Below are 19051 nucleotides of genomic sequence, written 5' to 3'. Positions count from 1 at the left end.
GGAATGCCCTCACGCCTTGAGGAAGCGGCCGACGGCCATGGTGCCCGGGGCGGCGCGGCCGCCGGGGCCGGGGATCATCTCCACGTCGTCGGCCGTCAGTGGCTCCCCGCAGGCGGAGCAGCACACCGTGGGCGGTGCGACCTGCCCGCAGGTCGTGTGCCTGACCCTGATCGGCGGCCCCTCCTGCGGCGCCACCCACCGGTCGCCCCACGCGGTCAGCGCCAGCAGGGTGGGCACCAGGTCGCGGCCGGCCTCCGTGAGGGTGTACTCGTAGCGGACCGGCCTGTCCTGGTACGGCGAGCGGTCCACGATGCCGTTCTCGACCAGGGCCTTCAGCCGCGCCGTCAGCAGGTTGCGCGAGATGCCGAGATCCTCGGCGAGGTCGTCGAAACGACGGAACCCCAGGTAGAGGTCGCGCAGGATCAGGGGCGACCACCAGTCGCCGACGACCTCCATCGTCCTGGCGAGAGAGCAGTACATGTCGGCGAAGCTCGTCTGACGCATACCGTGTAGTGTAGTGAGTCCTGGTATTGAACTCACGGAGGCGGCATGTACCACCGCATCGTCAAAGGCAAGGTTCGCCAGATCTTCGCGGCGATCAGCGCGGGCAACTGGGAGCCCATGGTCGCCGGCCTGGCGCCACGGTTCCGCTACACCTTCTACGGAAACCACGCTCTGTCCGGCGAGCGGCACACCCATGAGGCCATGCGCCGCTGGTGGGAGCGGACCGCCAGGTTGCTGCCCGGCACGCGCTTCGACGTGAAGGACATCGTGGTCCGAGGCTGGCCGTGGTCGACCACCGTCGCCGCCAGGGTCGACGTGAGAGTGACGCTGGCCGACGGGTCGAACTACAACAACACCTTCATGCAGTTCGTCCACATGAAGTGGGCCAGGATCGACGAGGTCCACACCTTGGAGGACACCGCCGTCCTGCAGGACGCCCTCGACCGCCTCTACGCGGCCGGGTACGAGGAGGCGCACGCCACCCCGATCACCGACCGCGAGCCAGCGCTGCGCTGATCACCGTCGCCGAGACGCCCAGGGGCGTGTGGATGCCGAGCGCTCCGGCCGCGGCCGCGCACTGCAGGTCCGTCTGCGCGTCGCCGACGTAGGCGGAGTCCGACGGCGCGACGCCGAGGAGGCAGCAGAGCAGTTCGAGCCCGTCCGGGGCGGGCTTCGGCCGTTCCACCTCGTCACCGGCCACCAGCGGCAGGTCGATGCCCGCGCTGCGCATCTTGAACGCCGCGGCGCGGCGCGTGGCGCTGGTGTAGACGCCCAGCAGGTAGCCCTCGTCCCTGAGGTCGCCGAGCAGCTCGGTGACCCCGGGGAAGGGGCGCACGTCCCCCCGCGCGACGTGGTCGTGGAAGGTCTCCACGTCCTCGGCTGTGGCCGCGCGGCCGAGGAAGTGCGCCAGGACCACAGGGGTCGGGCCGATGTGCCAGGTGGCGACGACGTCCGAGGGGCTCACGACCGGCCCGCCGAGCGCCCTGATCGTGTCCGCGTACGCCTGCGGCGTGGACGCCATCGTGTCGACCAGCGTGCCGTCCAGGTCGAAGAGGATCGCCCTCATTCCGGCAGGACCACCGGGATCTGGGCGAGCAGCCCGCCGTCCACCAGGTGCTCGGCGCCGGTGACGAACGACGCGCGGTCGCCGGCGAGGAAGGCGACCATCTCCGCCACCTCCGAAGCCCTGGCCACGCGGCCCAGCGGGTGCGAGCGCCCCCACTCGGCGATCATCTCCTCCTGTGTACGGCTCCCGCGCCACAGGTCGGCCGCCCACCGGAGCATCGGCGTGTCCACCGAGCCCGGGCAGACGACGTTCGCCCTGACCCCGTCGGCCGCGTGGTCGAGCGCCATCGACCTGACCAGCCCGTTCAGCGCCGCCTTGCTCGCCGTATAGGCGGCCACCCGCGTCTGCGACGCGAACGCCTGCACCGACGACACCACCACGATCGCCCCGCCGCGCGCCTTCAGCAGCGGCATGGCCGCCTTGCAGGTCAGGTAGACGCCCTTGAGGTTGATGTCGAGGACCTCGTCCCAGGCCTCCTCTGTGGTGTCCTCGACCGTTCCGTACCGCTGCACGCCCGCGCACGTGGCGACCACGTCCAGCCGGTCGAGGTCCGCGACGACCGCCTGGAGCTGCGCGAGGTCGCGCACGTCCACGGTCGCGGTGGTGACGTTCTTCCGTGGTTCCTGCGGTTTCACGTCGCAGGAGACGACCCGCGCGCCGCCCGCGACCAGCCGTGCGACGACGGCGCCGCCGATGCCGTCCGCGCCGCCCGTGACCAGGGCCGTCTTGCCTTCGAAGTCCGTCATGTCAGCACCTCCGCGCGCATCCTCAGCACCTTCGTCTCACCCGGCCCCAGCGTCAGCGCCGTGCCGTTGTCCACGGCCGCGGCCAGGCCGTCGGTGGGCATGCTGGAGAACGGTTCCAGCCCGACCACGTACGCCTGGCCCCACCACGGGTAGCCGGTGGACGCGCCGAGCTCCTGCCACATCCACAGGTACGGCATCAGCGAAGCATCCCACTCCACCCGGAAGCCATCGATCTCATACCAGCCTTCCTCGAAGCCGGTCAGATAGACGATCTCGCTCGGCCCGCCGGGTTCAGGGATGACGCTGAGATCCACGTCCGTCGGCCACGCGTAGGGGCCGCCCGCCTCGATCAGGCGCCCTGTCGGGTTGATCGCCTCCGGGTGCGGGATCACCTTGATGCCGTCAGGCAGCCTGATCCGCCGGCCCGGCTTCAGGAACGGCGGGCCGAAGACGATGTGCTGCCCCCACATGGCGTGGAGCTCCTGGTCTGATGCGTTCCTGGCCTCGCTCCGGACTTCCAGCGCTTTGGATCCCTTTGCGAGGGTGAAGGTCTTCTCCAGCTCGTACGGCAGGCGTCTGGTGCGTACGCGCAGCCGTACCGACACGCTTTCCGGAGCGTCGGCGACGATCGTGTAGTCCCAGGGGAGCGTCGCGACCTCGCCGTGCTGGGCCAGCCGGGCGCCCTGGTACGTGCTCGGCGCGCCGCCGTTGGGGAAGATCTCCTGCCAGCCGCCCTCGTAGTGGTCGATGAACGCGCCCACGTCGTCGGCGGCCAGGTGCCTGGCATCCTCGCGGAGGCCCTGCGGGGAGAGCCAGACGTAGTCGGTGTCGGTGGGTTTGTACAGGAACTCCACCACGTCACCGCCCTTGTCCGCCAGGACGGTGACGCGCAGGAACTCGTTCTCGAGCACGACCGCCCGCATCCCTTGGATGATCACCTCGTGGATGCGGGCCGCCCAGTTCCTTCTCATCGGAACTGCAGGTCCAGGAAGCGTGGACGGTAGATCGTGACGTCCCGGTAGTGATCGGTGTTCACGAAGCTGTTGACGTTGTACGAGATCACCAGGCGGTCGCCGCTGATCTCGGGGTGCGCGTGCGCGTTGTAGGTGAAGATGTTGCCGCCGGTCTCCGGGGTCGTGTAGACGACGGTCTTGCCGGTGAACGGCCCGTACGGCGAGCAGGACGTGTACATGACGATCCTGGGGCTCAGCACCTCTGACGTGTCATGCGTGATGAGGACGTAGCCGTTCCCGACCTTGCTGACGCTGTACTCGTTGGCGACGCCGTCCATCACCCTGGCCGAGTCCGTCTCCGTGCTGGACCAGGTGCCGTCTTTGGTGAGGTACTCCCAGGCGCCGAGCAGGCTCTTGCCGTGGACCCTGGCGATGTGCATGTACTTCGGCGAGCCCAGGTCCTCCACGCCGTAGACGTAGGTGTACGTGGCGTTGCGGTGGATGCCGGAGGCCCAGGAGACGCTGTGGTCACTGGGCAGCTCGTGGACGCTGATCGGGCTCTGGAGGTGGCCCGGGGCGAACCTGGCCACCACGTTGCGGTGCCAGCGCCAGTCCCACGGGCCCGTGCCGTACCGCTCGTACTCCTGGTAGGTGACCTCGACGATGCCCCCGGCGAGCGTGGCGTCGCCCGCCCAGTACCAGTGGGTTCCGTCGCGTGGGGGCATGACGGCCTTCGGGTCCTGCTCGGTGCCGTCGTGGATCGTCTGGAGCCTGCCGTTGCGCTCCACGGCGAAGGAGTTGTTGAGGAAGACCGTGGTGCCGCCTTCCTCCCTGACCGGGGGTCTCGAGCCGTCGGGGTTGACCTGGCCGAGGAAGGTGTCGGAGAAGACCCAGAGCTCGCGGCCGTTGGGGAGCTTGACGGAGTAGGTGCCGTCGGCGCCGGTCCAGTCGTCGAGCCTGTCGTTGTTGTTGCCGTAGGAGGTGAAGAGGGAGGTGAGCCTGGTGTCGGTGGTGGCGCCCTGGAAGGTGGGGGCGCAGGGGGAGGGTGGGGTGGCTTGCTGGGTGAGCGAAGTTGTGGACTGGGGAACCGGCTTGGGCGGCGAGGCCAGCGCGGGGGTCGCGAGGGCGGTCGTGCCAAGCAGGGCGATGACGAGCGGAAGTAGGCGCTTCATCACACGTCCTTGGGGGGAGAGGTGAGTTGCCTACAGTTCTAGTCATCAGATCACTTATTGTCTATCCCTTCACCAACCTTCCCTTCCTTATCCCTGGCCATCGGCCTCCCCGCCCTCTTGCTGTGGCTGACCACCGCAGGCGGTCTCCGCCCGCACGGGTTCTGTCGCTTTTAGAGGCAAACCCCCTGTGTGGCATCGCATTGCCGTTGCGGGTTGTGTGTGAGGTTGTGCTGGTTACGGGGGTGCGGTTAGAAGGGGCTCATCTGGTCGAGGACCTGGGTGGCGAGGGTCAGGAAGTCCTGGGCCTTGACGAGGTCCGCCAGCACGTCCTCCGCGGTGATCCCCGGGGTGTCCGCACGCGGATACTCCGCGTTGTTGCGCCGACGCCGCATCCGGTCGAACGAGCGCAACGACTGCCCCAACGGCGGATCGAGCTGGGCCGTCACCGCGTCCAGCACCGCCAGGTGGCCTCCACGGCTGGTGGCCCGCAGGCCCTGGTTCTCCAGGATCGAGGCCAGCGCCTTCCGCGAGGCGTCATAAAGGAGCTGGTACGCCCCCGTGGGGTCCGTCGACGCGCCGGTGCGGGCCAGGGCGAGGTGCCGCTCGGCCTGGGCCAGCAGCGTGTCCGCGTGCTCCCTGCTCGCCGGAACCCGCTCCAGCAATCCCGACGCCACCATCGCCTCGATCCGGTCCCGCCCTTGCATCCACCTCATGAAACGCTCCGCTTCAAGGGATAAAGGGGCTTACCGCGCAACGACGTCACGAACGGGTCCGACGACTCCGCCCACGACGCGGCGGGGATCCGGCTGATGTTGACCTCGCGGCCGAGCGTCTGCTCCGCCGTACGGGCCGCGTCGTACAAGGCGTCCTCGTCCGCCGTCCCGACGACGATCACGTCCACGTCCTTGGGCTGCGCCCCTGCGGTGTTCGCGTACCGGGCCGCCCACGAGCCGTAGATGTACGCCGCCTCGATGCCCGCGATGCCCTCCAGGAGCGGCGGCAACACCGCGGCCGGGCCGTACGTCACCGCCAGGAGATCGGTCAGCGGCTTGGCCACGATCGTGCTGGTGTCGGCGCGGATGAGCCGCAGGTTGCCGTGGCGGCGTTCCCTGGTGAGCCCCGCGTCGGACAGGCGGTCGGCCTCGCGGCTGACGGTCGACTGGGACGCGCCGACGCGCGCGGCGAGGTCGGTGGTCGAGTATTCGTCGTCCGGGTGGAGGTAGAGCCACGCCAGGAGCTCGCCGACGGTGTTCGACCGGATCAAGGGCAGCAGCAACGGCGGAGTGGCCCTCATAGATGCATAGTATCATGCAGGAATCGCATGCACCCTTTCGTTATACCTCGCACTGTATTGAGCTTTTCGTGCCGTCCCGTCAGGGTCTACTCGGGGGAACGGCTTGGCCGGTCCGAGTGACGAAAGAGACGAGAGCACCATGTCTGAACTGGCCACCGATGTCTTGACATCGGCGGACGGCACGGCCGTCGAGTACCTCACCGTGGGGCAGGGCCCCGGCGTCATCGTGGTCCCCGGAGCACTCGCCGTGGCGGCCGACTTCACCGGCTTCGCCAACCTGCTCGCGGCCCGCTACACCGTGCACGTCATCCAGCGGCGCGGGCGCGGCGGCAGCGGACCCCAGGGCGAGCGGTACGGCGTCGAGCGGGAGACCGAGGACGTCGAGGCGGTCCGCGCGCGTACCGGCGCGCGGCTGATCTTCGGCCACAGCTTCGGCGGCCTCGTGGCCCTGCGCGCCGCCATCGCCAACCCGGCGTACGACGCGGTCGCCGTCTACGAGCCCGGCGTCTCGGTCGACGGCTCGATCCCGACGGACTGGATCCGCCGGTCGCACCGCGAGCTCATCAAGGGCGAGGGCTTCGAGGCGTTCATGAGCTTCGCCCGCGGGATCAACCCGGACGAGACCGGCAAGCTTCCGCGCTGGATCCTCCGGATCATCCTGCGCCTCGCCATCCCGCGCCACGAGATGGAGCAGAACATCGAGCTCATGCCCCAGGCGCTCAACGAGCACGTCGAGGTGGGGCGCTACGGCGACCGGCTGGCCGACTACCGCGCGATCGCCGCGCCCACGCTCATCACCCGCGGCAAGGGCGCCACCTGGCAGGAGGTCGCGCTCAGGAGCCTGGTCGCCACGATCCCGGTCACCGAGTCGGCGACCTACGCCAAGCTCGACCACTTCGCGCCGGAGAAGAAGCCCGCCGAGATCGCCGAGACCGTCCTGCGGTTCTTCGCCGCGCACGCCAAGACCGACGTACGGCAGAGCCTGCCCTGGCGGTGAAAACCGTGTCTTGACGGCGTCCCGCCGCGTCTCTACGGTCATCGGAAGGATGGTTGAAACGTTTTAACTCCGGGAGAGCCTCATGAAGAAGGTGCGGATCGGCCTGGTGGCCGGTGGCCTGGGCGCGTACTGGCCGCAGTTCCCCGACCTGCTCCCGCAACTCCAGCGGTCGGCCGACCGCGTCGCCGAGCGGATGCGCGGCTACGACGCGGAGATCGTCGACGTGGGTTTCATCTCCGACGCGCAGGAGGGGGCGGTAGCGGCGGAGAAGCTGCGTGTCGCCGGATGTGACCTGATCGTCGGCTTCCTCACCACCTACATGACGGCCACGATGCTGGTGCCGATCGCCCAGCGCAGTGGCGCCCCGGTCCTGCTGATCAACCTCCAGCCCACCGAGAGCATGGAGCACGCCAGTTTCGACACCGGGCAGTGGCTGGCGTACTGCGGGGCCTGCCCGCTGCCCGAGATGGCCAACACCTTCGCGCGGTGCGGGATCCCGTTCCGCTCCGTGTCCGGTTACCTGGAGGACGAGCGGGCCTGGGCGAGGATCGGCGGCTGGATCAGGGCCGCCGGGGTCCGGGCGGCGTTACGGCACGGCCGTCATGGGCTGATGGGGCACCTGTATCCCGGCATGATGGACGTTTCCATCGATCTCACGCTGGTGTCCGCCAATTTCGGCGGGCACGTGGAGGTGCTGGAGTTCGACGATCTGCGGGTGCGGGTGGAGAAGGTCACCGACGCGGAGGCCAAGGCGAAGCGGGCGTCGGCCGAGGAGATCTTCGAGGTGGACGGCACGGTGAACCCCGCTGACCTGGACTGGGCGGCGCGGGTGTCCGTCGGGCTCGACCGGCTGGTGGACGACTTCGGTCTGGACTCGCTGGCGTACTACCACCGGGGGCTGGACGGGGAGCAGCACGAGCGGCTGGGGGCGGGGATGATCCTCGGGGCGTCGCTGCTGACGGCTCGGGGGATTCCGGCGGCGGGGGAGTACGAGCTCCGTACGAGCCTGGCCATGTTGATCATGGACCGGCTGGGCGCTGGGGGGTCGTTCACCGAGCTGCAGGCCTTGGACTTCTCGCGTGGGCACGTCGAGATGGGTCACGACGGTCCTGCCCACCTGGCGATCAGCGCGCGGCGGCCGTTGCTTCGCGGGCTCGGCGTGTTCCACGGGAAGCGGGGGTGGGGCGTGTCCGTGGAGTTCGACGTACGGCACGGCCCGGTGACGGTCTTCGGCCTCATCCAGCGCCCGGACGGTCGTTTCGCCTTCGTCGCGTCCGAGGGCGAGACCGTCGACGGCCCGCACCTGCAGATCGGCAACACCACGTCCCGCGTCGACTTCGGCAGGGACCCCGGCGAGTGGACCGACACGTGGAGCGCCTCAGGCATCTCCCACCACTGGACCCTCGGCATCGGCCACCTCTCCAACGACCTCAAGGCATTGGCCGACCTGTTGGGCGTGGAGTACACCCAGATCTAACCCACCTCGGGGTCGCCCCCGAGCTCCGACCCCACTGCACCAGACCCCGGGGGCCGTCCACCGGCCCTCGCTAGAAGCTTCTAAAGGACCGCAACCCCGTCCGAGGGGTCCTGGGCCCGCGCGGGTCGTCCGTACGGGGGGTTGCCCTGTAGGGACCGCAACCCCGTCCGAGGGGTCGTGGGCCCGTGTGGGTCGTCCCTACGGGGAGTAGCCCCTGCTCGGGGAGCGGGATATTGGGAGGCGGTCAGCCCATTCGAGCGGATACCCTGCGCGGGGGTCTGGAAGAGGGGAAACGGTCGTGGGACACGTTGAAGTCGGTCATGTCACATACGTGCTGCCCGACGGAAGGCCGCTGCTCGACGACGTCTCCTTCCGCATCGGCGACGGCGTCAAAGCCGCCCTCGTAGGCCCCAACGGCGCAGGCAAGACCACCCTCATGCGGCTGATCTGCGGCGACATCCAACCCGTCGAAGGCAGCGTCGCCTCCTCAGGCGGCCTCGGCGTGATGCGCCAGTTCGTCGGCAGCGTGCGCGACGGCAGCAACGTCCACGACCTGCTCCTCAGCGTCGCCCCTCCCGCGGTCCGCCAGGCGGCGGAGAAGCTCGAAAAGGCCGAGCTGCGCATGATGGAGCGCGAGGACACCAAGACCCAGATGCGCTACGCCCAGGCGATCACCGACTACACGGACGCGGGCGGCTACGACATCGAGGTCCTCTGGGACACGTGTACGGTCGCCGCCCTCGGCGCGCCGTACGACAACGTGAAATATCGGGACGTGTCGACACTGTCGGGCGGCGAGCAGAAACGGCTCGTCCTCGAAGCCCTCCTCCGAGGCCCCGACCAGACCCTCCTGCTCGACGAGCCCGACAACTACCTCGACGTCCCCGGCAAGATCTGGCTGGAGGAGCAGCTCAGGGAGACCCCCAAAACGGTCCTCCTGGTGAGCCACGACCGCCAGCTGCTCGCCAACGCCGCCGACCGCATCGTCACCGTCGAATCCGGAAATATCTGGATCCATGGCGGCGGCTTCTCCACCTACGCCGAAGCCCGCAAAGCGCGCAACGAACGCCTCGAAGAGCTCAGAAGGCGCTGGGACGAGGAGCACGCCAAGCTCAAGAAGCTCGTCCTCATGCTCGGCCAGAAGGCCAAGTACATGGACACCATGGCCGCCGCCTACCACTCGGCCCAGACCAGGCTCCGCAGGTTCGAGGAGGCCGGCCCGCCGCAGGAGGCGGACAAGGACCAGAACATCAGCATGCGCCTCAAGGGCGGACGCACCGGCAAGCGCGCCATCGTCTGCGAGCAGCTCGAACTCACCGGCCTGATGAAGCCGTTCGACCTGGAGATCTGGTACGGCGAGCGGGTCGCGGTGCTCGGCTCCAACGGCTCAGGCAAGTCCCACTACCTGCGCCTCCTCGCGGGTGAGGAGATCAGGCACACCGGCGGCGCCAAGCTCGGCGCCAGGGTCGTCCCAGGGCACTTCGCCCAGACCCACGCCAGGCCCGACCTGATCGGCCGCACGCCGTGCGAGATCGTGATGACCGAGCACGCCAGGCTCAAGAACGAGGCGATGAAGGTCCTGTCGCGCTACGAGCTGGCCGGGATGATCGCCGACCAGCGGTTCGAGACGCTGTCCGGCGGCCAGCAGGCCCGCCTGCAGATCCTGCTGCTCGAACTGTCCGGCGCCACGCTCCTGCTGCTCGACGAGCCGACCGACAACCTCGACCTGGCCAGCGCCGAGGCGCTGCAGGTGGGGTTGAACGCCTTCGACGGCACGGTGGTCGCGGTCACCCACGACCGGTGGTTCGCCGATGACTTCGACCGTTTCCTGGTGTTCGGCTCCGACGGCAACGTCTACGAGTCGCCCACCCCCGTCTGGGACGAAACCCGGGTGAACCGCGTGCGCTGACGGTGAGTCTGATCCATCGTGATCAATCTCATCGTCATCGCGGCGCTCACCCTGTCCGGCGCCACCGAGATCCCGGAGAACTTCCTCCTCCACGAGAAGCGGGCGCGCACCGTGCTCCCCGAGAACGTCGCGGCGGAGGAGTGGTGGAAGGTCAGCGACAAGCTCGACCGGCAGCTCGAACTCAAGCCGTGCAAGGGCAAACGCCCGACCGACGACGGCCGGGTCGCGATGCGGACCGTCGTCCAGGGCACGTCCGCGCCGTCGGGCATGGTCGAGCAGCTGGTGATCTACAAGAGCCCCGGCACCGCGCAGAAGGCGCTCAAACGGCTGCGCGCAGAGGTCCTGCGGTGCCACAAGGGCTACGCGCTCAGGAGGTCGGCGATCGGCGACGAGTCCTTCAGGGTGATCAACAAGATCTACAGCTACGAAGAGGGTCAGCGCTACACCTACGACGGCATGTCCGGCTACGTCGTGCGCAGGGGCAGGGCGCTGATGATCTACCTCGCCGACGACCACAGCGTGGCCGGGGACGCGAAGAAGATGGCGAAGAAGGTCTGTGACCTGCCAGAAGTGTGTGTCTAAAGAGTTGGTACGCCCGGCGCGTGTCCCATGCCCGCCGTACCCCTAAACCGGCTATCACGGCAAAGTGATCCTGCGTAGCCGAATCATCAGCGTCCTCGCACTGGGGGCGATCTCACTCGCCGGGTGCTCGAGCGAAGCGCCGCCAGTACAGCTCAAGCCGCTCACCATGAAGGAGCAGGCGTCGAGCATCGTCAAGACGCGCGACGGATATGTCGTGAACTGGGCTGGGGTGCTCAACAACGGCAATCCGTGGCACTTCGGCGAGCACGCGGTCGCCACGGTCGTCGGGCGCGACGCGTCCGGCGCCGAGGTGATGCGCATGGACCAGCCGCTCGACGCCGTCCCGCCGTCCGGTTCGCTGACCTTCACCGGCCAGGCCACGGCCGCGGCGAAGCCGGCCAAGGTGACGATCGACTACCGCTCTGCCCAGTGGCGCCCGGCAGCGCGCATCCCGTCGGCGTTCAGGAAGTTCCCCGTCTCCCGCGTGCAGACGCTCAAGCAGAAGGACGGCTCCTACCTGATCACGGGTACGGTCGCCAACCCCTACCTGCTCCCCGCCAGCAGCCTGGTCGTCAGCGCGCTGCTCAGGGACGAGGCGGGCAAGCTGATCGGCGGCGGCAGCACGTTCGTCGACGACGTGAAGGCGGGCAGCCCGCCGCGCTTCATCCTGACCATCGAGGGCGTCCCCGCGGGCACCGACGTGGCCAAGACCGAGGTCGAGGCGCGCACGTGGGGCTCGACCGGCCGGCCGTTCGAGGAGCTGGCGCTGGGCGGAGCCGTACCCGTGCACACGGTCAGGCCGACCACCGAGCCGTTCGCCAAGGACCGCGGCAAGCAGGCGATGCCGCAGGCGGACCACTAGGCTTTGCGCCTGCTCGCCGTAGCGGCCGCGCTCCTGCTCGCGGGCTGCTCGACGCCGGCGCGCACGACACCAGGACCGGCCACGCCGTCCGCTCAGAGCCCGACCGTGCAGGTACGGCGGGCCAAGGCGGCCAAGGCGCCGAAGGTCCTGGTGATCGGCCTGGACGGCGTGCGTTACGACCGCATGCTGGAGGCGCGCATCCCGTACCTGCGGGAAATGATGCGCAGCGGCACGCTGGCCACCGGCCTGCTCGACCTCCCGAACCACGTCAAGTCGGTCAGCGGTCCCGGCTGGGCGACCGTACTCACCGGAGTCGAGCCGGAAAAGCATGGCGTTTATGACAATTCATTCAACGGTCGGAAATTCACTAAATACCCGGATTTCCTGACGCGGATCGAGAAGCTGCGCCCCCGGCTCAGCACGGTCGCCGTCGCCGCCTGGCGCTCGCTTCTGGAGACCGGCGCGGTCGGCGCCCTGGTCGACTGGCACGCGACCACGCACAACCAGACGTACGCCAGGGGCGCCAAGGACGCGCTGATCATCCGCCGCATGACCGAGATCCTGCGCACCCGCCAGGTCGACGTCGCCTTCCTGCACCTCGACACCGTCGACTCCACCGCGCACCGGATGGGCGCGATGGGCCAGGAGTACCTGGACGCCATCGACACCATGGACGCCTCGATCGGCCGGTTGTTCGCGGCCATCAGGGCGAGGCCGGGGTTCGCCGCAGAGGACTGGACGGTGATCGTCACCACCGACCACGGCCACAAGGACCAGGGCGGGCACGGCGGCAGATCGGACATCGAGCGCGGCGTGTTCGTGCTCGCCGCAGGTCCCGGCATCCCGCAGGGGCTGATGCGCGACGGCGTCAGGCTCGTGGACGTGGCCGCCACGGTGTTCGGACAGATGGGCCTGCCACTGCCGAAAGAATTGACCGGAAAGTCACTTGCTATAAGCCGATAAATCGGGGCATTAGATTGTACGCGGTTCTACAATGCGATGGAATCGGTAGAACTGCAAGTTACTAATCCATTACCTTCGGTCACATGAATGACCGCGTCCTGGTCGAGGCGCTGCGCGCCCGCGACCCGGGTGCCCTCGCCGCGCTGTACGACACGCATGCCGAGAGCATCTACCGATACTGCTGGTCCCTGCTCATGAGCGCCGACAGCGCCCAGGTGGCGTTGCGCGACACGCTCATCACCGCCGAGGCGCACGTCGGCTCGCTGGCCGACCCGGACAGGCTGACCGCCTGGCTGTACGCGCTGGCGCGCGGCGAATGCATGCGCAGACGGCTGTCGGTGCCGCCGGGAGCGGACGCGGCCCTGGGCGAGGCGCCGCCGCTGGACGATCCGGCCGACGCCGATCTGCGCGTCATGGCCTGGAACGCCACCCAGAGCCTGTCCGCGCACGACCGCGAGGTCCTCGAGCTGTCCACCAGGCACGACCTGTCCACCTTCGATGTCGCGGCGGTCCTCGGGGTAGCGCCGCGCCAGATCGAGACGGCCCAGGAAGACGCGCGCGAACGGCTGCGCGACGCGATCACCGCCGAGGTCCTCGCCAGGAAGGGCCCCTACGACTGCCCGCGCCGGGCCCGCATCCTGACCGGGTTCTCCGGCGAGCTGACGCAGGAGATGCGCGACCAGCTCGTCCACCACCTGGGCAGGTGCGAGATCTGCGCGCCGCACCGGGTGCGCGAGGTGTCGACGGCCAAGGTCTTCGAGCTGATGCCGGTGGTGACGCTGCCGGAGACGCTCAGGGTCAGGGTGATGAGCTGCTTCATCGACCCGGAGCTGCTGCCCTACCGCAGGTACGTGGCGAGGAGGTCGGCAGCGCTCGACGCCGCCGGGTTTCCCGCTGCCGGAGACCGGCGGCGTCGCAGGTGGCCTCAGGCGCTGGCTGGCGCGCTCGCGGCAGTGGCGACCGTGATCGCCATCGCGGCGATCTTCCACCACTTCGGCACCGACGAGGGGTTGTCCGGCATAGCCTCGGGCGCGTTCCCGGCGACCGGCGAGCCGCCCGGCATCAAGCTGCCGTGGCGCTCCGACCCGCAGGACACCCCGGTGCAGGTCGAGCCGATCCTGGACAGCAGGGCGACGCATCCCGTCGACCCGCTGCGCTCGGGCGCGCCGGTGGCGGCGACCGTACCGGACGGCGGCCCGATCAGGCAGCAGACCTCCTGGCCGACGCACACCACGTCCACGGTCGCGCCCGCCGCCAGCCCGACGGCGACCCCCACCGCCACGGGCCCCGCCCAGGAACCCGCCGTGGAGCCGCAGGAGCAGCCCGTGGACCACCAGGGCAGCCATCACGGGAACCGCACGAAGGGCCCGTGCCCGACCCCGACACCCACGCAAACGGCAAAACCCACCCAGAAGCCGACCCAGCAACCCACCCAGACGGCAACGGCCACGCCGACGCAGGCACCCACCCAGGCGCCGACCCAGGCGCCCACTCAGGCGCCGACGCAGGCTCCGACGCCGACTCCCGCGGAATCCACGCCGACGCCCACCGGCTGAACCCCGAGAATGGCGGCCTTCGAGGTGCACGGCCACCGGGTCTGCCCTCTCCCACTGGCGCACGGCCTGCCGGCGCTGGTCGAGCGCAGCCAGCACGCCCCCTGGCCGACCTGGCTCGATCCCGGCCCGCGCATGCTCAGGGACGTCCTCGACCTGTGCCGCATGCAGACGGCGCGCGGCCTCGCCGTACTCTCCTGGCTGGCCGAGGGCGCGCGGCCGGACGACCTCGACTGGTTCTGGTCCGCGCGCAGGCTGACCGGCCCGAGACAGGAGCGCATGTACGGCGCGGCCGCCGCGGTGCCCGACCCGGTGATCGCGCTGGTCACCGCCGACTGGACCTGGGCGCTCGGCACCAGGCACGGCGGCAGGGTCACCGCCCCCTACCTCGCGGGAGCCGCATACCCGGCGGACGGCCACCAGGCGGCGCAGGCCACGATCACGCTCTACCAGACCTACGACAGGCACCCGGAGTCCCGCCCGGCGATCGCCGCCGCCTGGTCCGCCGCGCGGGTCTGCGCCGACTGGTGCAAAGCCGCCGAACTTCACGCTGCGTATGGAAGCCCCACGCCGGTGTTCACCTACCCGCGTGGCGCGATACCTCCTCCTATGGGAGTCCGTCCCTGGATAGAACGGCTGTTTCGCCTGCGATGATTACGTTACGTGTGATTCATGTGTGCGCTGAGTGACGACTGGGAATCGTGTGCATAGAGTGACCGCTCTTGAGGGGGACCTATGCACACCGTCAGGACAGGGCTTCTCATGGCCTGCTGTCTGGTCGCGGCCGTGTGCCCGCCGGCGCTCGCCGACCCGGCGCCCTCGGCGGGCGAGGTGGCCAAGGCCCGCGCGGCCGTACGGCACAGCTCGAAGGAACTGGGCGCGGCCAACGCCCGCCTGGCCGAGGCCAAGTCCCGGCTCGACGACCTGGACGCGCAGGCCGAGCGGCTGATCGAGGCCTACAACGGCGAGCTCGTCCAGCTCGCCAGGGCCAGGACCGCCTACGAGTCGGCCAGGGCGCGCGTGGCGGAGGCGGACGCCAAGGTCGCCCTGGCCAGGCAGGACGTCGCGATGATCGCGGCGGAGAGCTACGGCAGCATGATCCTCGTCAAGCCGGTCGTCGGCATGATCAACAGCGGCGCGGAGCCGGGGGCCTTCCTGCACCAGACCAGCGTGCTGGAGCAGATCGGCGGCGAGCGCGGCCTGATCCTGCAGCGCATGAGCGACACCCAGGAGGTGTCCGACATCCTGCGCGGCCAGGCCAAGGACGCCTACACCGCGCAGCAGGCCGCCTCGGAACGCGCCGAGCTGGCCAAGGCGGTGGCGGAGAAGGCGGTGGCCGAGCAGACGCGGGAGACCAAGGTCATCCTGGCCGAGCGCAAGGACCTGCAGCAGAAGGTCGACTCGGCGCGCAGCACGGCCGACCGCCTGGCGAGGGAGCGCGCGGCGGCGCAGGAGAGCGCGCGGATGAAGGCCCCGAGCTGGCTGCCGCTCAGCTCGGGCTCGCGGATGGGCGACGTGGCGGCCAACTGGGCGCTGACCCAGCTCGGCAAGCCGTACGTCTGGGCGGCCGACGGGCCGTCGAGCTACGACTGCTCCGGCCTGACCATGCGGGCGTGGGAGAAGGTCGGGATCTCGATGGACCACTGGACGGGCACCCAGTGGACCTCGGGGCCGCACGTGCCGCTCAACCAGCTGCGCCGCGGCGACCTGCTGTTCTTCGGCTACGTGAGCAGCGATCCAGGCACGATCCACCACGTGGGGATGTACATCGGCAGGGGCCTGATGGTCCACGCCCCCCAGACGGGGGACGTGGTCAGGATCGCCTCGATGTGGCGGCGTGACCTCGTGGGCGCCACCAGACCGGGCTAGTGGGCGTTGTAGCCCTCGTCCTTGGCGCGCTGGAAGGACTTGACGATCTCGGCCTCGGCCTCGACGCGGCCCACCCAGTTGGCGCCCTCGACCGACTTGCCCGGCTCCAGGTCCTTGTAGACCTCGAAGAAGTGCTGGATCTCGAGCCTGTCGAACTCCGCCACGTGGTGGATGTCGCGGATGTGCTCCATGCGCGGGTCGGTGGCGGGGACGCACAGGACCTTGTCGTCGCCGCCCTTCTCGTCGGTCATGCGGAACATGCCGACGGCGCGGCAGGTGATGTAACAGCCGGGGAAGGTCGGCTCCTGCAGCAGCACGAGGGCGTCGAGGGGGTCGCCGTCCTCACCGAGGGTGTTCTCGATGAAGCCGTAGTCGGCGGGGTACTGCGTGGACGTGAACAGCAGCCGGTCCAGCCTGATCTTCCCGGTCTCGTGGTCCACCTCGTACTTGTTCCGTTGTCCCTTGGGAATCTCAACGACAACGTCGAACTCCACCGCGGTTCCTCCGCTCACAGCCCTCGGGCACTTGCCGTAGGGCGTTAATGTCTCGTAGGCGAACACATGACTTGGGAGAGATGGATGCGCGAGCGGTGGGTGGTGGTGACCACGCTCGCCCTGCTCCAGGCCGTGACGATCGCTACCGGCATCTACGCGATGACCGACGGCGACTTCAGCCTTGCAGCAATGACGAGGCAGACGCCGCGCCCAACCGAACCCGTGAAGCCTCCCCCCGCTCCCATCGTGACCGCTGGGCCTGTGCTGGCAGCGGGCGGGAACGGACCTCTCCCCACCAAGGGTACTTTGGCCCAGCAACTGACCGATGCTCTGGGTGACCAAGCGCTGGGAGACCGGGTCGGGGCGGTCGTGATCGACGCCGCCACCGGCCAGCAGATCTTCGCCTCCAACGGCGACACCGGCATCACCCCCGCCTCCACCACGAAGCTGGTCACCAGCGCCGCCGCGCTCGCCTCGCTCGGCCCGGACACCAGGCTGACCACCCGGGTGGTCCAGGGCCGCACGCCGAACGCGATCGTGCTCGTCGGCGGCGGCGACCCCACGCTGGCCGGGCCGTACGCCAAGGCCGGGGCCTATCCCAAGCAGGCCTCGCTGGCCACGCTCGCCGCGCGCACGGCCGACGCGCTGCACGCGCAGGGCGTCACCAAGGTCACGCTGTCCTACGACGACACCCTCTACACCGGCTCCCCGCTGGCCCCCGGGTGGAAGCCGTCCTACGTGCCGGACGGCAACGTGACGCCGGTGCACGCGCTGATGATCGACGAGGGCCGCGCCGACCCCACCCGCTCCCAGCCGCGCGTCTCCGACCCGCCGCAGTACGCGGCAGCCGCCTTCGCCAGGCTCCTGGCGAAGTACGGCGTGACCGCCAGCAAGACGATCAAGCCGGCCCAGGCCGGGCAGGGCGCGGCCAAGCTGGCCGAGGTCAGCTCGGCGCCCGTCTACGCGCTGGTCGAGCGGACGCTGACGCTGAGCGACAACGACCTGGCCGAGGCGCTGGGCAGGCACGTGGCGATCAAGGAGGGCCAGCCCGCCTCCTTCCAGGGGGTCAGGGCGGCGGTGCTGAAGGTGCTCAAGCGCATCGGCGCGGCCAAGGGCGTCTCGGTCTACGACGGCAGCGGCCTGTCGCCGCTGAACAAGATCAGCGCGGACGGCCTGGCGCGGCTGGTGAGCCTCGCCGCCTCATCCGGAAATTTCGACCTTCGCCCAATCCTGTCCGGAATGCCGATCGCGGGGTTCTCGGGAACGCTCGGTCACCGGTTCAAGCGGGCGGACGCCAAGGGCGAGGTCGGCATCGTGCGCGCCAAGACCGGCACGCTCAACAACGTCAACACCCTTGCCGGCTACGCCACCACCCACGACGGCCGCCTGGTGACCTTCGCCTTCATGGCCGACAAGGTTCCGCTCGCCGCGGAAACCGTCCTGGACCGTCTCGCCGCCATCGTCGCGCGCTCGTAATCCACCACGTACGGTGGACGGTATGCAGGTGATCGACTGGGATCTGGCCGTAGCGACCGGAACGCGCCTGGTGCGCCCCGGACCACAGGTAAGTCGGGAGGAGGCCAGGCAGGCGGTTGCCGACCTGCGCACTCTCTCACGCGAGGCCGAGGGCCACGTGCGAGAGTTCACCAAGATCCACACGGATACCGCGCCACAGCCGGCGACCATCGTCGACCGGCCCGGCTGGATCAAGGCCAACGTCGAGGGCTTCAAGGAGATCCTCGAACCGCTGACCAGCCGCGTGACCAACAGCCAGAACCCGCCCCCGGCGATCGTCACCGCCGTCGGCTCCCGCATCACCGGCGTCGAGGTGGGCGCCGTGCTGGCCTTCCTGGCCTCGCGGGTGCTCGGGCAGTACGAGCTGTTCCTCCCGCCCGACCCGTCGGGCCGCGAGCCGATCGGCAGGCTCACGCTGGTCGCGCCCAACATCGTCAACGCCGAGCGCGAGCTGGGCGTCAACGCCCGCGACTTCCGCCTGTGGGTGTGCCTGCACGAGGAGACGCACCGGGTCCAGTTCACCGGAGTCCCGTGGCTGCGCGAGTACGTGCGCGCGCAGATGACGCAGTTCCTGCTCGCCTCCGACCTCGACCTCTCCACGATGCTCGAACGGCTGCGCAACGCGGCCGACACGATCTCCGACGTGGTGCGCGGCGGCGAGGGCAACCTCATCGACGCCATCCAGACGCCGGAGCAGAAGGAGATCCTCGACCGGCTCACCGCGGTGATGACGCTGGTGGAGGGGCACGGCGACTACGTGATGGACGCCGTGGGCCCGGACGTGGTGCCCTCGGTGGCCGACATCCGCGCCAAGTTCGGCCACCGGCGCGAGGGCGGCTCCCGCCTGGACCGCACGGTCCGCCGGCTGCTGGGCATCGAGCTGAAGATGAAGCAGTACGCCGAGGGGTCGGCCTTCGTCCGCGCGGTGGTCGGTCAGGTCGGCATGGACGAGTTCAACAAGGTGTGGACCTCCCCGGAGACCCTCCCCACCCACGCGGAGATCACCAACCCCGACGCCTGGATCGCCCGCGTCATCGGCACACCCCCCATCGAAGCCCCGGCGTCAGAGGACTGACCCCTTTCTTGTACGGCGGA

General features: G+C 69.4%; 20 protein-coding genes. 12 read left to right on the top strand and 8 right to left on the bottom strand.

Annotation, left to right across the window (positions count from 1 at the left end):
• Positions 1-9: 9 nt before the first annotated feature.
• Positions 10-504, bottom strand: coding sequence for a winged helix-turn-helix transcriptional regulator (locus tag ACIBG8_RS44035; protein ID WP_397349230.1), 495 nt, complete (start codon positions 502-504; stop codon positions 10-12).
• 45 nt (positions 505-549) lie between these two features.
• Between ACIBG8_RS44035 and ACIBG8_RS44030 the strand changes: the two genes are divergently transcribed.
• Positions 550-1020, top strand: coding sequence for a nuclear transport factor 2 family protein (locus ACIBG8_RS44030; protein WP_397349229.1), 471 nt, complete (start codon positions 550-552; stop codon positions 1018-1020).
• On the opposite strand, the gene ACIBG8_RS44025 is transcribed toward ACIBG8_RS44030, so the two are convergent.
• The 6 genes from ACIBG8_RS44025 to ACIBG8_RS44000 form a co-directional block, all read right to left on the bottom strand.
• A complete protein-coding gene (locus tag ACIBG8_RS44025; protein ID WP_397349228.1) occupies positions 992-1570 on the bottom strand; it encodes an HAD family hydrolase in 579 nt (192 codons plus the stop codon). The two genes, ACIBG8_RS44030 and ACIBG8_RS44025, sit on opposite strands and share 29 nt — an antisense overlap.
• The gene (locus ACIBG8_RS44020; RefSeq protein WP_397349227.1) at positions 1567-2316 is read right to left on the bottom strand and encodes an SDR family oxidoreductase; all 750 of its coding nucleotides are present in this window, start codon (positions 2314-2316) and stop codon (positions 1567-1569) included. Before ACIBG8_RS44020 ends, ACIBG8_RS44025 begins: the two co-directional genes overlap by 4 nt.
• Entirely contained in the window at positions 2313-3287 is a 975-nt protein-coding gene (locus ACIBG8_RS44015; protein WP_397349226.1) for a DUF4432 family protein, read from the bottom strand. The genes ACIBG8_RS44020 and ACIBG8_RS44015 overlap by 4 nt, the downstream gene beginning before the upstream one ends.
• Complete coding sequence (locus ACIBG8_RS44010) at positions 3284-4441, bottom strand: DUF4185 domain-containing protein (protein WP_397349225.1); 1158 nt, start codon at positions 4439-4441, stop codon at positions 3284-3286. The genes ACIBG8_RS44015 and ACIBG8_RS44010 overlap by 4 nt, the downstream gene beginning before the upstream one ends.
• A gap of 248 nt (positions 4442-4689) precedes the next feature.
• Positions 4690-5154: a hypothetical protein gene (locus ACIBG8_RS44005; protein ID WP_397349224.1), complete on the bottom strand. Its 465-nt coding sequence runs from the start codon at positions 5152-5154 to the stop codon at positions 4690-4692.
• Positions 5151-5735 carry an ArsR/SmtB family transcription factor gene (locus ACIBG8_RS44000; protein WP_397349223.1) on the bottom strand — a complete coding sequence of 195 codons (585 nt, stop codon included), beginning with the start codon at positions 5733-5735 and terminating at the stop codon, positions 5151-5153. Before ACIBG8_RS44000 ends, ACIBG8_RS44005 begins: the two co-directional genes overlap by 4 nt.
• Positions 5736-5874: 139 nt before the next feature.
• Here ACIBG8_RS44000 and ACIBG8_RS43995 point away from each other — a divergent pair, with 139 nt between their 5' ends.
• The 9 genes from ACIBG8_RS43995 (at position 5875) to ACIBG8_RS43955 (ending at position 15947) form a co-directional block, all read left to right on the top strand.
• Positions 5875-6732, top strand: coding sequence for an alpha/beta fold hydrolase (locus ACIBG8_RS43995; protein ID WP_397349222.1), 858 nt, complete (start codon positions 5875-5877; stop codon positions 6730-6732).
• Positions 6733-6814: 82 nt separating this feature from the next.
• A complete protein-coding gene (locus ACIBG8_RS43990) occupies positions 6815-8209 on the top strand; it encodes an arabinose isomerase (RefSeq protein ID WP_397349221.1) in 1395 nt (464 codons plus the stop codon).
• A 298-nt stretch (positions 8210-8507) separates the two neighbouring features.
• A complete protein-coding gene (locus ACIBG8_RS43985; RefSeq protein ID WP_397349220.1) occupies positions 8508-10118 on the top strand; it encodes an ABC-F family ATP-binding cassette domain-containing protein in 1611 nt (536 codons plus the stop codon).
• Between the two features lie 18 nt (positions 10119-10136).
• Positions 10137-10700 (top strand): hypothetical protein, encoded by a 564-nt coding sequence (locus ACIBG8_RS43980; protein WP_397349219.1) that lies wholly within the window; start codon positions 10137-10139, stop codon positions 10698-10700.
• Positions 10701-10764: 64 nt separating this feature from the next.
• Positions 10765-11562, top strand: a complete 798-nt coding sequence (locus ACIBG8_RS43975) for a hypothetical protein (RefSeq protein ID WP_397349218.1) — start codon at positions 10765-10767, stop codon at positions 11560-11562.
• Positions 11563-11565: 3 nt separating this feature from the next.
• Entirely contained in the window at positions 11566-12525 is a 960-nt protein-coding gene (locus tag ACIBG8_RS43970) for an alkaline phosphatase family protein (protein ID WP_397349217.1), read from the top strand.
• A gap of 83 nt (positions 12526-12608) precedes the next feature.
• Complete coding sequence (locus ACIBG8_RS43965; protein WP_397349216.1) at positions 12609-14081, top strand: hypothetical protein; 1473 nt, start codon at positions 12609-12611, stop codon at positions 14079-14081.
• Between the two features lie 9 nt (positions 14082-14090).
• Positions 14091-14732 (top strand): hypothetical protein, encoded by a 642-nt coding sequence (locus ACIBG8_RS43960; protein WP_397349215.1) that lies wholly within the window; start codon positions 14091-14093, stop codon positions 14730-14732.
• An 81-nt stretch (positions 14733-14813) separates the two neighbouring features.
• Positions 14814-15947, top strand: coding sequence for an NlpC/P60 family protein (locus ACIBG8_RS43955; protein ID WP_397349214.1), 1134 nt, complete (start codon positions 14814-14816; stop codon positions 15945-15947).
• Here the strand turns inward: ACIBG8_RS43955 and ACIBG8_RS43950 are convergent.
• A complete protein-coding gene (locus tag ACIBG8_RS43950) occupies positions 15944-16441 on the bottom strand; it encodes an inorganic diphosphatase (RefSeq protein ID WP_397349213.1) in 498 nt (165 codons plus the stop codon). The genes ACIBG8_RS43955 and ACIBG8_RS43950 overlap by 4 nt on opposite strands.
• A gap of 84 nt (positions 16442-16525) precedes the next feature.
• Between ACIBG8_RS43950 and dacB the strand changes: the two genes are divergently transcribed.
• Positions 16526-17917 carry a D-alanyl-D-alanine carboxypeptidase/D-alanyl-D-alanine-endopeptidase gene (gene dacB, locus ACIBG8_RS43945; protein WP_397349212.1) on the top strand — a complete coding sequence of 464 codons (1392 nt, stop codon included), beginning with the start codon at positions 16526-16528 and terminating at the stop codon, positions 17915-17917.
• Between the two features lie 22 nt (positions 17918-17939).
• Entirely contained in the window at positions 17940-19031 is a 1092-nt protein-coding gene (locus tag ACIBG8_RS43940) for a zinc-dependent metalloprotease (protein WP_397349211.1), read from the top strand.
• Positions 19032-19051: the final 20 nt, after the last annotated feature.

The organism is Nonomuraea sp. NPDC050556, assembly GCF_044457355.1.
GTDB lineage: Bacteria > Actinomycetota > Actinomycetes > Streptosporangiales > Streptosporangiaceae > Nonomuraea.
This window is presented reverse-complemented; position numbering and strand designations above follow the sequence as displayed.